The following is a 14,748-nucleotide window of genomic DNA, read 5'->3' as shown; positions in this document are numbered from 1 at the left end:
ACAAATAAAATAGCAGCCCGATTTATAAAACGGGCTTTTGCTCTGTCTGGCGCTTTTTTATGATGTCGCAGGCAAGGAACAGCGCTTCTCTGAAAGAGGTTTCATCGGCTGTGTGTTTTCCGGCTATGTCGTAGGCGGTGCCGTGGTCAGGAGAGGTGCGCACGATCGGCAGGCCGGCCGTGTAGTTCACGCCGGTTTCCATGGCGAGCGTTTTGAAAGGGATAAGCCCCTGGTCGTGGTACATGCTCAGCACAGCATCGAACTGCTTGTACATGCGCATGCCAAAGAAGCCGTCGGCAGGGTAGGGGCCGAACACCAGATGGCCTTTTTCTTTCAGGTGCATCACAGCCGGACGGATGATCTCCAGTTCCTCGGTTCCCAAAAGCCCCTTCTCGCCGGCATGCGGATTCAGACCCAGCACCGCGATGCGCGGTTTCAGGATACCGAAATCTTTGCGCAGCGACTCCTGCAGGATGGTGATCTTGCGGATGATCAGGTCGAAGTTGAGTCTGCTGGCTACCTCCTTGACAGGTATATGGCCCGTCACCGTGGCCACACGCAGGTCGTCGGCCACAAGCAGCATCAGGCTGTCAGCCGCGTCGAAGTAGGAGGTCAAAAACTCGGTATGGCCTGGGAAGCGGAACTCCTCCGACTGGATGTTGTCTTTGTCGATCGGGGCAGTTACCAGACCGTCTAGCAAGCCGGCTTTCAGGTCGCGGGCGGCGGCCAGCAGCGAGTCGAGTGAGGCCTTTCCGGATTCCGGCTTGGGTGTGCCCGGCTCCACAGCGATATCCTCTTCCCAGCAGTTGATCAGGTTGATCTTCTTCGGTATAAGCTCCTGCGCAGAACCCACCTGCTGATAGTGGAAATGCTCCGCGCTTAAGGCTTTGCGCACTTGGTTCATCACTGCGGCGGATCCGTAAATAACGGGTGTGCAGAAGTTTAGGATGCGCTGGTCTGAAAGGGTTTTGACGATGATCTCCGGGCCGATGCCGTTCGTGTCGCCGATGCTGATGCCTATTTTTGCTTTGTGTCTGTTGTCCATTTGTTGCTTAGTTAGCTAGGGAGCTAAGGTAGTTGTAAACCAGGCGCACGCCCGATCCGGTGGCCAGTTTGCCACGGTAAGAGTCTTCGCCCAGCAGGTAGGCCGTGCCGGCTATGTCAAAGTGCACCCACGGGTAATCGGTGAAATACTCCAGGAACACACCCGCTGAGATAGCGCCTGCCTCGGCACCTCCCAGGTTCTTGATGTCGGCTATGTCTGACTCGATGTGCTTCTTATATTCGTCCCAAAGCGGAAACTCCACAATGCGCTCGTGCTCTTCCTCGCCGGCTCTTTTCAAGGCGTTCATCACCTCATCACCGGCATTGCTCATCGCCACCAGGCCTTCCTTGCCAATGGCACGGGCCGCGGCTCCGGTCAGGGTGGCCATGTCGATCACCAGTTTCGGCTTATACTTCTGGGCAAAGCTCAGGGCGTCGGCCAGGATCAGGCGGCCTTCGGCGTCGGTGTTGAGAACCTCCACCGTCATGCCATTGTGCATGGTGAGCACGTCGCCCGGTGCATAAGCCTTGCCGCCCGGACGGTTGTCGGTGGCAGGTATAAGCGCGATGACGTGCAGCTGTACATTGTTTTTTGCCAGTGCGTATAGCACACCGGTTACGGCAGCTGCACCGGCCATGTCGGACTTCATATAGTCCATGGACTGTGGCGTCGGCTTCAGACTGAGGCCGCCGGTATCGTATACCACGCCTTTGCCTACCAGCACGTAAGGTTTGGTGTTTGCAGCGCCTTCCGGCTTCCACTCTAAAATATTAAAGGTAGGCGGTTCTTCGCTGCCCTGGTTCACGGCCAGCAAACCACCCATTTTCAGGGACTGTATCTGCAGTTCGTCGAACACCTGTGTGGTGAATCCGGCTTTTTCGCCCAGTGCGACCAGCTCCTCGCTGAACTGGGTGGCCGATTGGTGGCTATTGGGTTCGTTCACCAGGTCGCGGGTAATGGTCACGGCGTCAAGCACGTTCTGCAGCTCCATTACGTCAAACTCCGACAGGTTCTCGTCCGTCAGCACGATGGTTTGGAGCGGGTTTGGCTTGGCGTTTTTAGTTTTATACTTATCAAACTGGTAGTTGCTCAGGTATAGGCCCTCGGCCAGGTAGGGACTCGCGTCATTTTTAGAGAGGTCCTGAATGGCAAGTTCTTCCACCTTGTCTGCCTTAAGCTGTTTGAGCAAGGTATAGCCGGCTTGGCGCAGGGCTTCCCGGGTGGCATTCTGGGTTTTGCCTTCAGGGTATACCACCACGTATAGGCGCTGTGTATAGCGGTTCAGGGAGACGATCTTCGCCTCTGCTTCCAACTGGCGTTTCAGGTAGGCGGTTTCGTCTGAGCTTAGCTCTGGGAGCGAATCCGTCTGGTCAGCCCGCACAATCAGGGCTAGGTCTGTATTTTTACCTACTGATGTATTGTATTTGAGTTGTGTTGGCATTTGTCATTCGTATCTTTGGAGCACGCAATATAGTAAGTATATGGTGTAATGCGAAAACCACGGACGAAGGTATTGTCGGCATCGGTAGCGCATATAAATAAGGTATAACGGGTTTCCGGCGAAATTGTCTTGATCAGCCGGCGCCATAACGCATAGCACGTGAGCAAAGTAAGTCCGAAAAAGCACCTGGGCCAGCACTTTCTGGTCGATCAGAACATCGCCCGCAAAATAGTGGAGCAACTGACCTTGCCCGGCGGGGTGGAGGATGTGCTGGAGATCGGCCCGGGGATGGGTGTGCTCACGCAGTACATGCTCGAGCACAAGGAGTACCGCACCACCGTGCTGGACATCGACCGCGAATCCATTGCCTATCTGCAACAGCATTTCCCGCAGCTGGGCGATCGCATCATTTCGGCTGACTTTCTGAAGACGGATTTAAGCAAGCTGTTTCCGGGCAAGTTTTCCATCATCGGCAATTTCCCTTACAACATCTCGAGCCAGATATTTTTTAAAGTGCTCGAACACCGCGATGTGGTGCCCGAGGTGGTCTGCATGATCCAAAAGGAAGTGGCGGAGCGGCTGGCCTCGCCTCCCGGCTCCAAGGCCTATGGTATTCTGAGCGTGCTGTTGCAGGCCTTTTATACCATTGAGTATAAGTTCACCGTGCACGAAAACGTGTTTCACCCACCGCCCAAAGTGAAGTCGGGCGTCATCCACGTGGTGCGCAACAACCGGGAGAGCCTGCCTTGCAGCGAGAAGCTCTTTTTCTCTGTCGTGAAGAATAGTTTTGGAACAAGGCGCAAAACGCTGCGTAACTGCCTCAAGACTTTCAATCTCCCGCCGGAAATTACAACACAGCCTGTCTTCGACCAGCGGGCAGAGCAGTTGTCAGTAGAGGATTTTATAGCATTGACCCAACTCGTAGAGCAGAACATATAATACCATGCAGGTAGAGATCACACGCGAATACATAGAACAGGTTGAAGAGGCAATAGCACGCGACGACAAGGGATTCCTGCTGGAAACCATGACCGACATGTATCCGGCCGACATTACGACGGTGCTCTACGAACTCGACACCAACGAGTCAAAGTATGTGCTGGACCTGCTGCCTCCCGAGACAGGCTCACAGATTCTCAGTGATCTTGACTACGACATCCGCACCGATTTTCTGGCCTACTTCACCAGCCAGGAGATAGCACGCTACGTCAACCTGATGGACTCGGATGATGCCGTGGACATCCTGAACGAGATGAACGTGCAGCGCCGCGAGGAAGTGATCGCGCTGATCGAAAACGAGGAGAAGGCGGACGACATTCTGGACCTGTTGCACTACGAGGAGGACTGTGCCGGCGGTCTGATGGCGAAAGAGCTCATTAAAGTGAACATCAACTGGCGCGTGCGGCAGTGCATCGAGGAGATCAGGCGGCAAGCTGAGGACGTGGAGCGCATCTATACCGTATACGTGGTGGATAACCGTGACATCCTGCTGGGTCGTCTCAGTATAAAAGCGCTCCTGCTTTCTAAAGACGACAAACTGGTAAAGGACATTTACAGCGAAGACGTGATCTCGATCGAGTCTTTCCGGGACGAAAACGAGGTGGTGAGCGTAATGCAGAAGTACGACCTCGAGGCTATACCTGTCGTGAACATACAGGGTAAACTGCTTGGTCGCATCACCATTGACGACGTAATCGACGTAATGCAGGAGCAGGCCGAACTCAGCCGCCAACTCATGACGGGTATTTCGGAGAATGTGGAGGAAGACGACAGCGTGTTCCGTATTTCGCGCTCCCGTATACCCTGGCTCGTGATCGGGATGGTGGGAGGCTTGCTGGCTGCGCATTTCATGGGCTTTTTCGAAGCCGATATTGCCATGCTTCCGGCGCTCGCGCTGTTTGTGCCGCTTATTACGGCGACGGGCGGTAACGTAGGTATACAATCCTCGTCTATCATCATCCAGACGCTCTCATCCAACGCCGTGATATTCGAGAACTTCTCCAAGCGTCTTTTTAAGCTCATCATGGTGGGATTCCTGAATGCGCTCATCATTTCGGCACTCGTTTTCACGTTCACCTATCTGTTCCGGCAAGATCTCAAGCTCTCGACGGTGGTTTCCGTAGCGCTATTCTCAGTAGTGATGCTAGCCTCTCTAATGGGAACGCTGACGCCGATGCTGCTTGACAAGCTGGGCGTGAATCCTGCTGTTGCTGCCGGACCTTTCATCACGACGGCAAACGACCTGCTTGGGCTGGCGATATACTTTGGTGTAGCGCATATGCTGTATGATTTGTAAGAATATGACGAATCCACGCATCCTCATCATCGACGAAGTACACGCCAGCCTGTTTCCGATGCTGGAAGGTATAGGTATAGCCTATGAGTACCGCCCGGATATCAAGCCGATCGAGGTATGCGAGGCGCTGGTGGGTTTTGAGGGGTTGATCGTGCGGAGCAAAATGCGCATTACGGCCGACACCATCAAACTGGCTGACAAACTCAGGTTCGTGGGTAGGGCCGGGGCGGGACTGGACAATATAGATGCGGGGGCGCTGCAGGAGCGAGGTATAGCGCTGTTCGGGGCCAACGAGGGAAACCGGCAGGCAGTGGGCGAGCATGCCCTGGGGATGCTGCTCAGTCTGATGCGCAACATTGCGCGCGGCGACCGGCAGGTGCGCGACAAGGTATGGCTGCGCGAAGAAAACAGGGGGGAGGAGATCAGCGGCAAAACAGTCGGCATTATTGGCTATGGCAACATGGGGCAAAGCTTCGCCCGAGTGCTCAGTGGCTTTGGCTGCCGCATCCTGGCTTACGACCGGTTCGCTCCTGAGAAAATCACGGCGCCGGCTGAGCCCGTATCACTGGAGCAACTGCAGGCGGAAGCGGATATTGTGAGCCTGCATATACCTTATATACCTGAAAACCGGGCCTTTGCGGATGACGCCTTTTTTCAAGGCTTTCGCAAGCAGATCTGGTTTATGAACACCTCCCGCGGTGAAGTGGTGGACCAGTCGGCACTTATTCAGCACCTGCAGACCGGCAAGCTGAAAGGGGCTGCCCTGGATGTGCTCGGAAACGAGAAACTCAGCAGCCTGACCGAAGAGCAAAGCCGTCACTTCGACTACCTCAAATCTGCAGGAAATGTCGTACTCACGCCCCATATTGCGGGGTGGACCCACGAGTCCTATGTCAAGATAAACGAGGTGCTGGTAGAGAAAATACAGGCCTTGCAGGAGGCAGGCCGGCTATCGTCAGAATAGCTGCCCCGGCCCTGGCCTACATCGGTGCGTTTACGTATATAAGTGATACAGGCGCCTGAAACACGTGTTTTTAGTGCCGATAAATAAGTATCGCCGAAAAATTTTGTATTAAAATAAATTTGTATATTTGCTCAGATCAGTGCCACCGGGGGAAGCCCGTGCGCATGTGGCTTACCCAGAACCACCGCTTGTTTTGATGCAGGCTGGCTGAAAAAGAGAAAATAAATCAATTACATATTAGGCAAAAAGAACGGTTATGTTTGACATAGCCGTTCTTTTTGTTTTTGTGTTTTAAAACATGAAGACAGTATTATGAGCAACATTTCTTATTACACCGCTGAAGGTTTACAAAAGCTAAAGGAAGAGTTACACGAGCTGAAGACAAAGGGTCGCTCGGAAGTAGCGCGTCAGCTGGCAGAAGCACGCGATAAGGGCGACCTGAGCGAGAACGCTGAGTACGACGCCGCCAAGGACGCACAGGGTCACCTGGAGCTGAAAATTGCTAAGCTGGAAGAAGTAGTTGGCAACGCCCGTCTGATAGACGAGTCGAACCTGGACATGAGCAAGGCGCTGATCCTCTCGAAGGTGAAGATCAAGAACCTGAAAAACAATATGGTCATGGACTATACCCTGGTGGCGGAGGAGGAAGCTGACCTGGCCTCCGGCAAAATCTCCGTAAAGTCCCCGATCGGGAAGGGCCTGTTGGGCAAGTCAGTTGGTGAAAAGGCTGAGATAACCGTACCAGCCGGAAAGATCGAGTTCGAAATTCTGGAAATCAGTCGCTAAGCATATGGAGCCATCTATCTTCACTAAAATTGTAAAAGGCGAGATCCCCGCTTACAAAATAGCCGAGGATGATCGCTACCTGGCTTTTCTGGACGTGTTCCCGACCACCAAAGGCCATACCTTGGTTATACCCAAGCAGCAGATCGACTACCTGTTCGACCTGGACGATGCGCTATACCTGGGCCTAATGGCCTTTGCCAAAAAAGTGGCGGCAGCTGTAGAAAAGGCTGTCCCCTGCAAGCGCATTGGGGTAGCGGTGGTAGGCCTGGAAGTGCCCCATGCGCACGTACACCTGATCCCGCTCAACAAAATGGCCGATATGAACTTTGCCAATAAGCAGAAGTTCAGCAAAGAGGAATTTGAGGAAGTGGCGGAGAAGATCCGCAAGGCACATGAAGCTTCATAAGGTATAGCTATACCTGAGGCTCAATTAAAAGGGGCGCATCTCAATGATGCGCCCCTTTCTGTTTTTAGTTCTTTTGTAAGATCGAAGGCTTAAATTCCAGTTGCGTGGTGTCTTTTGGCTGCACTTGCTGCGGTGGCTGATTCTGTTGTTGCTTCAGCTCCCTGGCCTTTTCCCGGGCCTCTCTTTTGAAAAACCCTCTCAGCAGGAAGTTATTTTGCAAAGCCTCCATGTTCTGGTCCAGCTTTTTAGTGCCGGTCTCCAGGTTCTGCATGGTGCTCTGCAACTGACGGGCAAATTTCTGGTCATTGAGGAGCACACCCACCGCACTGTTGCTGTTGTTGAGCTGGCTGGTGGCCGTACGCAGGTTCTCTGTTATTTCAGAAGTCGAAGCCGTGGCCTCTTCCAGTTGTGTCATCGAGTTTTTCAGCTGCTGGAATACTTCTTTGTCAGTTACCAGTTGGTTTGCCAGGCCGTCCGGTGAGTTGAGTTTTTTAGTGAAGGCGGACAGGGAGCGCGAGGCGTTAACGGTGCTTTCGGACGTGCGCTGCAGGTTGGCTACCACACCACGGAAGTTCTGGGCCATGGTCGTGTCGGTCAGCAGGGCGCCTACGGTTCCCTCGCCTTTCACCAGGCGGGAGGTCAGCTGCTTAAAATCGCCGGTGATTGCGACCAGGTTCTCGTTGTTCTGCTGCAGTTTCTCCATCAGGTCATCGGTGTTGAGCGGGCTTATGGCTGTTATCCGGTCGCCGTCCTCAATAGGAGCGGCTGCCTGGGTGCCGCCGTCAATTACGATGTTTTTGTTGCCGATGAAGCTCTCGGAACTGATGCGGGCCGAAGCGTTTTTGCGGATGAACTGCTGTACCTTCTCCTCAATGTTCATGACCACCTCTACCTGTGAGTCGCCATACAGGTTGATGGACTTGATCGTGCCGATCTTCACGCCCGAAAACCAAACATTGTTACCGGTTCGCAATCCGGCTACGTCATCAAAAATGGCGGTAAGCGTCACCGTGTTGATCAGGCGCTTTTGCTGACCGGCCAGCATAAAAATACCAGCCACCAGTATCACGATCGCCAGGAAAGTGAAGATACCAACTATAACAGTGCGTTTATTATCTGCAGAACTCATCTAGTCTATAAAGTTGTAGTTATAAAAAGATTGTACGCGCTCGTCATTACTTTCGAACACTTCATCAAAGGTGCCTTCGCGCTGGAACTGTCCGTCGAGCAGCATCACTATTCTGTCTCCTACGGCGCGGGCGCAGGTTAGGTCGTGGGTAATGATGATTGAGGAGGTGTTGAATTTCTCCTGTACTTCGTTGATCAGGCTGTTGATCTCGATACACGTAATGGGGTCGAGACCGGCGGTGGGCTCGTCATAGAGCATGATATCCGGTTTCAGGATCAGGGTGCGGGCAATGCCGATTCGTTTGCGCTGGCCACCAGACAGTTCGGAAGGCATCTGGTTGATGGCCTGCAAAAGCCCCACGGCCTCCAGCACATACTGGATCGTGTCTTCCCGTTCAGCTACGGTCATGTGCTTTGCGTGCCGCTCCAGCGGAAACTCGAGGTTCTCGCGCACGGTCATACTGTCGTACAAGGCGCTGTTCTGAAACGAGAAACCGATCTTAAGCCGAAGCGCATCCATTTCCCGTGGCTTGAGACCGCTTACTTCCTTGCCCAGTACGTTGACCGTCCCTTCGTCTGCCTGCAGCAAACCGGATATGATTTTGATCAACACGGACTTGCCCGTACCGGAGCGGCCGAGCACCACCAGGTTTTCTCCTTTATAGAGATCAAGGTCCACACCTCTGAGCACCTCAAAATCGTCGAATGCTTTTTTGAGGCCCCGGATAGTAATCACTTTCTCGCTCCTATCGATGTTAGGGTTTATTCGTTTTGCCTCCATTAAAAAGCTCTGATTGTGTTGATAACCTGCATGATGAGCAGCTCTTCAATAAAGATAAGGAACATAGCCGTTACCACCGACGAGTTGGCCGCCTTGCCCACACCCTCTGTGCCTTTAGAAGAATTATAGCCTTTGTAGCACCCCACCATGCCAATCGTGAAGCCAAAGATCACAGACTTGACCGACGAGGCGATGATGTCCAGGAACGTGATGGCATCAAAAACCTGGTAGAAGAAGACGCTCAGGGAGGTGAGTTCGTTCTGGTGCACGTTCAGGTAGCCTCCCAGCAGCGACACAAGCGTAGTAAACATCGTCAAGGCCGGGATCATCAGGGTAGAGGCCAGCACCCGGGTGACCACCAGAAATTTAAACGGGTTGGTGGCCGACACCTCCATGGCGTCGATCTGCTCCGTCACGCGCATGGAGCCCAGCTCGGCACCGATGGCAGAGCCAACCCGGCCTGCTGCAATAAGCGCCGTCACCAACGGACCAATGGCCCGGATGATGGCCACGGAAATAAGGGCGGGCAGGAGCGAGGTGGCACCAAAATCGGCCAGGGAGGGGCGCGACTGGTTGGTAAACACGATGCCGATGATGAAGCCCGTGAGCGAGATCAGCGGCAGAGAGCGCACACCGATTTCATAGCACTGCTTGATGATCTCCCTGAACTCGTAAGGCGGAAACCACACCTCCTTGAAAAACCGCGCATTGAAACGGTACACTTTCGCTAACTCAACAAAAATTCTGTCGAGCCGGCGTGTCGTCACATACCTGCGCCGGGCTGGAGCAGCTTCCGGTTTATTTTTGTTTAAATCCATTTATGCTGTTTAGGATTCACCTATACAATGCCTTTGACAAAGCAGCGGCAAAAATAACTCAAATTTAAGAATAAGCCTGACGCTAAATTTAACCGCACCAGCAAAAACATGTTTAAACTTTGTCTTTTGGCAAAACCTATACCTTGCTACAGGCTGATTCTAGTCGGGTTTCGGAAGGAAATCAGGCAAACTTATAAGCCTTACGAAAGATAGATGCGATTTTTTACAAAACTGCGAAATATTTTCAAAAGCTTATACTTATAGGAGGTTGTTGAATTGTTAATTGCTTGTTGTTGATTGTTAGGTGCACGATTGATCGGGCCTTTACTTTGGTGAGGGTTAAATTGTTAAATTGTTGAATTGTTAAATGGTTGGGTGCACGATTGATCGGGCCTTGCCCTCAGAGGGGATTTTCCTGCTCGATTTGGTCAGACGTGTTGGTGCGGGGCTTGGACAGGTATACCGGTGACGAACCGGACAGGTATAGAGGTACACAATTAGGGTAGGTATACGGGTGCATGATGGTCGGTACACGATCCGGACAGGTCGCGACCTGCCCCTACTAGCTCATTCAACAATTTAACAATGCAGCCATTTAACAATTCAACTATTCAACCCCTAAAGCTTTCTCTCGGGATTATCGGTCAGGAAGGCTTTCCAGGAGTTGGCGCCTTTCTTGGCGTTGTTGCCTTTCTGGTAGTGGTGGCAGAGGGCCACAGACAGGGCGTCGGTGGCGTCGAACATTTTGGGGTCGGGCTGTATTTTGAGGATCTGCACCAGCATGCTGGCCACCTGCTCTTTGGAGGCGTTGCCGTTTCCGGTTACGGACTGCTTTACTTTTTTAGGGGCGTACTCCACGTAAGGGATGTCGCGGGAAAGGGCGGCGGCGATGGCAACTCCCTGTGCGCGACCCAGTTTGAGCATGCTCTGCACGTTCACGCCAAAGAAAGGCGACTCGATGGCCAGCTCGTCGGGCAGGTATTCGTCGATGAGCTGTATCATGCGGTCAAAAATTTTCTTTAACTTGATGGCGTGGTTGCTGTAGCTTTTGAGGTGAATAACGCCATACTGCACTACCTTTACCTTCGATCCGGTTACTTCAATCAGGCCATAGCCCATGACTTGCGTGCCGGGGTCGATGCCAAGAATTAATTTGTTGGGTGGGAGCGCAGGAGAGTAAACCATAAGAGCCGCAATTTAAGACAATATCTTGGACATTACCCGCAACAGAAGGTTCCTTTTAGTTTCCGGCAAAGTTGTCGTGGTACTGCTCACCTTCTATTTTCTGTACCTGGCCATTTTTACGGCCCCTGACACGCTGCTCTCCTGGCAAGCTATCCTGCAATCGGCCCGCCAAAGCAATTATACTTTTCTACTGCTCCTGAGTGCGCTGCTTATACCTGTTAACTGGGGACTGGAAGCCTGGAAATGGAAAATCCTGGGGCAGAAGCTGGAGCCCCTCTCATACCTGCGGGCATTCCGTGCCGTTATGGTCGGGCTCACGCTCGGCTTCATCACTCCCAATCGTTTGGGCGACTACGCTGGCCGGGTGCTCGAGCTCAAAAGCAAAGAACGCCTGGAAGGTATAGGAGCGGTCTTCATCGGCAGGTTTTGTCAGCTGGTGGCCACGGTGCTGGTCGGTACGCTGGGGCTGGTCTACTTTGCGCTTTTGCTTTACTGGCGGGAGTATCCGGGAGTCTGCCTGAGCATTTTCTTTCTGCTGCTCGTGCTCAATGCGGCCATGTTGCTGCTGCTTTTCAATGCCCGCGCCATGGTGGCCCTGGTGGCGGCAGTGGGACCGCTGCGGAAGCTGGCAAAATACCTGGCCGTGATGGGACGCTATACCTACGGGGAGATGAACCGGGTACTGTTGCTCTCGCTCTTGCGCTACTTTGTGTTTCTGCTGCAGTTCGTGCTGCTGCTCGTTTTGTTTGAGGTCCGGCTTAGTCCGGTAGAATACATCAGCGGCGTGTCGACTGCGTTCTTTCTGAAATCGGTGGTGCCCTCGGTGTCACTGCTGTCTGATCTGGGCATGCGGGAGCTGTCGGCCATGTACGTGTTTGGGTTGCTCGGGCAGGAGCGACTCCAGGTGCTGAGTGCCAGCCTGAGTCTGTGGCTGCTCAACATCGTGGTGCCAAGCGCGGTCGGTTTGTTCTTCGTGCTGCGCCTGAAGCTGGGCAGGAAAGGAGGGAGCGCCTGATGTTCACGGTGCTGCTTCTGCTGTCGCTGCTGGCTTATGGCTGGGTCATCCTGCGCTGTCTGTCCGCCTGGAAGCGTCTCCCTATACCTGCTATACCTGCCGGGTTTATACCGACCATCAACATAACCGTCATCATTCCAGTCCGGAACGAGGCAGGGCATATTCTTACTTTGCTGCAGGATCTGGAAAGACAAAACTATCCGGCTGAGCTCTTTGAGGTGCTGGTAGTAGACGACCACTCTGACGACGGCACCGATCAGCTCATACTGGATTTTATACCTGATACCAAACTCCACCTACAACTGATCCGGTTAGCTGATCACACTACAGCAACTGGCAAGAAAACAGCCATCAAACAAGGTATAGTCCTGGCCGGTGGCGAGCTGCTGGTCTTTACCGACGGCGACTGCCGGGTGCAACCGGACTGGCTCCTTTACTTCGCCTATACCTACCAGTCGCAGCAGGCTGTCTTTATTTCGGGTCCTGTCTGTTTCCACCATACCCATACCTTGCTGGAGCGCATGCAGCTGGTTGAGTTTGCTTCGCTGATCGGAGTTGGGGGGGCCTCCATCGGGTTGCAGCAACCCAATATGTGCAATGGTGCCAACCTAGCCTATACCCGTGCCGTGTTTGAGGAGGTGGGCGGCTTTGCCGGAAACGAAGGCATCGCAAGTGGCGACGACGAATTTCTGCTGCACAAGGTAAATAAGGTATACCCGGAGCGGATCGCTTTTCTGAAACATCCGGGCGCCATGGTGTACACGGAGGCACGCAAAACTGTCAGCAGTTTTATCGCGCAGCGGGTGCGTTGGGCCAGCAAGTGGCGGAGTTACCAAAGCCTGTCGGTCAAGCTGGTAGCCCTGAGCGTGTTTGCCGTCAACCTGCTGCTTTTTCTGGCTTTACCTGCCATGCTGCTGCACTGGGTTTCGCCTGGGGTTTTTCTGGCGGCTTACGCGGCTAAGTTCCTGATCGATTTCCTGTTCTTAAACCCCGTGCTGACCTTCATGCGGAGGCGAAATTATCTGATTTATATGTTGCCTTTGCAGCTAGTTTACATTCCTTACGTACTATATACCGCTATCATTGGCTTCTCGGGTCGCTATACCTGGAAAGGCCGAACTATCCGAACTCATGACTGAGAATGAATTTGCCATCATGGACGAACTTTATTTTGTGACGTCCTACACTGACCTCAAAAGCACCAGCGCCCTGACTGACGAGGAACTTTGTACCGCCCTGCGTGACCTGATCGCCAAAGGCTATATCCGGATCTTATACCCGGACCCGGATACGGAACACGAGTTCGATGAGGCTGTCTTTGGGAACCAATGCCAGCACTACTTTTTCCTGGCCACCAAAGCCGGCCTCGTGGTGCATAATTCCATCTGATACACGTATTTCCCGAAACAAGTCTGAACAAATGCCCGGGCTACGTAGTTGCAGGTTAACGCATGGGACGAATACGGATTATTTGAAAGGATTTGGAGGGTTTGGCAGAGAATGCGGTTGATTTTTTGTAAATTTACGCGGTCTATACCTGCGTGTCAGGTATAACTGGTGGGAAGGTCCCCATGAGCGGATTTTTCGCTAACCTAACCTATGAAACTGAATGCCTGATATAGTTGCTCCGAACATACAGCAAGAGTTAAACCTCAAAAAGCTGGAATTATCGGCCCTGTTGGAAATCACGCAGGCGATTAACGACAACCTGCCGGAAGAGGCGCTCTACAAAATATACCGCTTCACGCTGCTCGCCCAGTTGCAGATCAACCGGCTTGCCCTGTTTGTGCACGACGAGAAGTGGGACTGCAAAGTAAGCTACGGCACTGACCTGGAAGCTGCCAAGCAGCACCTCCCCGAAGCCATTCTCGAACTCAAGGAAATTACCCGCATGTCGAAGCTGAGCGTGGACAAGAAGTGGCGTAATTTCGAGATCGTGATCCCGATCCTGCACAATGGCAAAGTGCTCGCATTCGTGATGATCGGCAAAAATCTGCCTTACTACAGCAATCTGGAGGCGCTCAACTTTGTGCAGACGGTGAGTAATATCATGCTCGTAGCCATCGAAAACCATCGCATGGCCCGTCAGCGTTTGGCGCAGGAGTCGATCCGCAAAGAGATCGAAATTGCCCGCGAAGTGCAATCCATGCTGTTCCCGAAAAGCCTGCCCAATGACAAGGACGTGGCCATCCACGCCAGCTACATCCCGCACTCGTCCATCGGCGGCGACTATTACGATTTTATCGAGATCGACAAAGATCAGTTCCTTTTCTGCGTGGCCGACGTGTCGGGCAAGGGGGTGCCGGCTTCGCTGCTGATGTCAAATTTCCAGGCCGGCCTGCGCACCATCCTGCGCCAGACGGCCGACTTAAACACGGTGGTGTCGGAACTCAACCACCTGATCTACCGCAACGCGATCGCCGAAAAATTCATCACCACTTTTGTCGCGATTTTCAACCGCAGCACGCGGGAGCTCAGTTACGTGAACGCCGGCCACAACGCCCCGATCCTGCTCTACGAAAACGATACCCACGACCTGCTCAACGATGGCTGCACTATGCTGGGCGTATTCGATGTACTGCCATTTATGAACGTAGGCAAGATTCATGTGCCACACGATGCCATCATACTCTGCTATACCGACGGCCTGACCGAGGTATTTGACGAAGACGAATCGGAGTTCGGCATAGAAGGCACGATCAAATTTCTGCAGAAGAACCGTTTCCTGAGCTCGAAGATGCTGCACCTGCAACTGCTCAACGCCATCAACCTCTACAACGAAGAGTCCACCTTCAACGACGATATTACGCTGCTCTCGTGCAGGTTTAAGTAGGATTGATGGTTAAATTGCTATATTGTTAAATTGTTTTTTCGGATGGAGGA

General features: G+C 53.0%; 15 protein-coding genes. 9 read left to right on the top strand and 6 right to left on the bottom strand.

Annotated elements, in window-relative coordinates; translation table 11 throughout:
* Window positions 1-22: 22 nt before the first annotated feature.
* Both pdxA and IEV97_RS01970 read right to left on the bottom strand, forming a co-directional pair.
* Window positions 23-1,045, bottom strand: coding sequence for a 4-hydroxythreonine-4-phosphate dehydrogenase PdxA (gene pdxA, locus IEV97_RS01975; protein WP_188499824.1), 1,023 nt, complete (start codon window positions 1,043-1,045; stop codon window positions 23-25).
* A 7-nt stretch (window positions 1,046-1,052) separates the two neighbouring features.
* Window positions 1,053-2,486 carry a leucyl aminopeptidase family protein gene (locus IEV97_RS01970; RefSeq protein WP_188499823.1) on the bottom strand — a complete coding sequence of 478 codons (1,434 nt, stop codon included), beginning with the start codon at window positions 2,484-2,486 and terminating at the stop codon, window positions 1,053-1,055.
* 159 nt (window positions 2,487-2,645) lie between these two features.
* On the opposite strand from IEV97_RS01970, the gene rsmA reads away from it, so the two are divergent.
* From rsmA to IEV97_RS01945, 5 genes are all read left to right on the top strand, one after another.
* A complete protein-coding gene (gene rsmA / locus IEV97_RS01965) occupies window positions 2,646-3,425 on the top strand; it encodes a 16S rRNA (adenine(1518)-N(6)/adenine(1519)-N(6))-dimethyltransferase RsmA (protein ID WP_188499822.1) in 780 nt (259 codons plus the stop codon).
* A 4-nt stretch (window positions 3,426-3,429) separates the two neighbouring features.
* Window positions 3,430-4,782 carry a magnesium transporter gene (gene mgtE, locus IEV97_RS01960; RefSeq protein WP_188499821.1) on the top strand — a complete coding sequence of 451 codons (1,353 nt, stop codon included), beginning with the start codon at window positions 3,430-3,432 and terminating at the stop codon, window positions 4,780-4,782.
* Window positions 4,783-4,786: 4 nt separating this feature from the next.
* Window positions 4,787-5,746, top strand: a complete 960-nt coding sequence (locus IEV97_RS01955; RefSeq protein WP_188499820.1) for an NAD(P)-dependent oxidoreductase — start codon at window positions 4,787-4,789, stop codon at window positions 5,744-5,746.
* Between the two features lie 312 nt (window positions 5,747-6,058).
* Window positions 6,059-6,532 (top strand): transcription elongation factor GreA, encoded by a 474-nt coding sequence (gene greA / locus IEV97_RS01950; RefSeq protein ID WP_188499819.1) that lies wholly within the window; start codon window positions 6,059-6,061, stop codon window positions 6,530-6,532.
* Between the two features lie 4 nt (window positions 6,533-6,536).
* The gene (locus tag IEV97_RS01945) at window positions 6,537-6,938 is read left to right on the top strand and encodes an HIT family protein (protein WP_188499818.1); all 402 of its coding nucleotides are present in this window, start codon (window positions 6,537-6,539) and stop codon (window positions 6,936-6,938) included.
* Between the two features lie 64 nt (window positions 6,939-7,002).
* Here the strand turns inward: IEV97_RS01945 and IEV97_RS01940 are convergent, their stop codons facing one another.
* The 4 genes from IEV97_RS01940 to ruvC form a co-directional block, all read right to left on the bottom strand.
* Window positions 7,003-8,067: an MlaD family protein gene (locus IEV97_RS01940; RefSeq protein ID WP_188499817.1), complete on the bottom strand. Its 1,065-nt coding sequence runs from the start codon at window positions 8,065-8,067 to the stop codon at window positions 7,003-7,005.
* A complete protein-coding gene (locus tag IEV97_RS01935) occupies window positions 8,068-8,847 on the bottom strand; it encodes an ABC transporter ATP-binding protein (RefSeq protein ID WP_188499816.1) in 780 nt (259 codons plus the stop codon).
* Window positions 8,847-9,665: an MlaE family ABC transporter permease gene (locus IEV97_RS01930; protein ID WP_188499815.1), complete on the bottom strand. Its 819-nt coding sequence runs from the start codon at window positions 9,663-9,665 to the stop codon at window positions 8,847-8,849. The genes IEV97_RS01935 and IEV97_RS01930 overlap by 1 nt, the downstream gene beginning before the upstream one ends.
* A 618-nt stretch (window positions 9,666-10,283) precedes the next feature.
* A complete protein-coding gene (gene ruvC / locus IEV97_RS01925) occupies window positions 10,284-10,850 on the bottom strand; it encodes a crossover junction endodeoxyribonuclease RuvC (protein ID WP_188499814.1) in 567 nt (188 codons plus the stop codon).
* Between the two features lie 25 nt (window positions 10,851-10,875).
* Here ruvC and IEV97_RS01920 point away from each other — a divergent pair, with 25 nt between their 5' ends.
* The 4 genes from IEV97_RS01920 to IEV97_RS01905 all read left to right on the top strand — a co-directional run bounded on the left by IEV97_RS01920 (window position 10,876) and on the right by IEV97_RS01905 (window position 14,698).
* Entirely contained in the window at window positions 10,876-11,865 is a 990-nt protein-coding gene (locus IEV97_RS01920) for a lysylphosphatidylglycerol synthase domain-containing protein (RefSeq protein WP_188499813.1), read from the top strand.
* Window positions 11,778-13,004, top strand: a complete 1,227-nt coding sequence (locus tag IEV97_RS01915) for a glycosyltransferase family 2 protein (RefSeq protein ID WP_229733743.1) — start codon at window positions 11,778-11,780, stop codon at window positions 13,002-13,004. Before IEV97_RS01920 ends, IEV97_RS01915 begins: the two co-directional genes overlap by 88 nt.
* Window positions 12,997-13,254: an anaphase-promoting complex subunit 10 family protein gene (locus IEV97_RS01910; protein WP_188499812.1), complete on the top strand. Its 258-nt coding sequence runs from the start codon at window positions 12,997-12,999 to the stop codon at window positions 13,252-13,254. The genes IEV97_RS01915 and IEV97_RS01910 overlap by 8 nt, the downstream gene beginning before the upstream one ends.
* 220 nt (window positions 13,255-13,474) lie before the next feature.
* Window positions 13,475-14,698 carry a PP2C family protein-serine/threonine phosphatase gene (locus IEV97_RS01905; protein WP_188499811.1) on the top strand — a complete coding sequence of 408 codons (1,224 nt, stop codon included), beginning with the start codon at window positions 13,475-13,477 and terminating at the stop codon, window positions 14,696-14,698.
* Window positions 14,699-14,748 lie beyond the last annotated feature (50 nt).

The sequence above is a fragment of the Pontibacter amylolyticus genome, assembly GCF_014638845.1.
Classification (GTDB): domain Bacteria; phylum Bacteroidota; class Bacteroidia; order Cytophagales; family Hymenobacteraceae; genus Pontibacter; species Pontibacter amylolyticus.
Note: the sequence above shows the minus strand (reverse complement) of the source record. Positions and strands in the feature narration are given on the sequence as shown.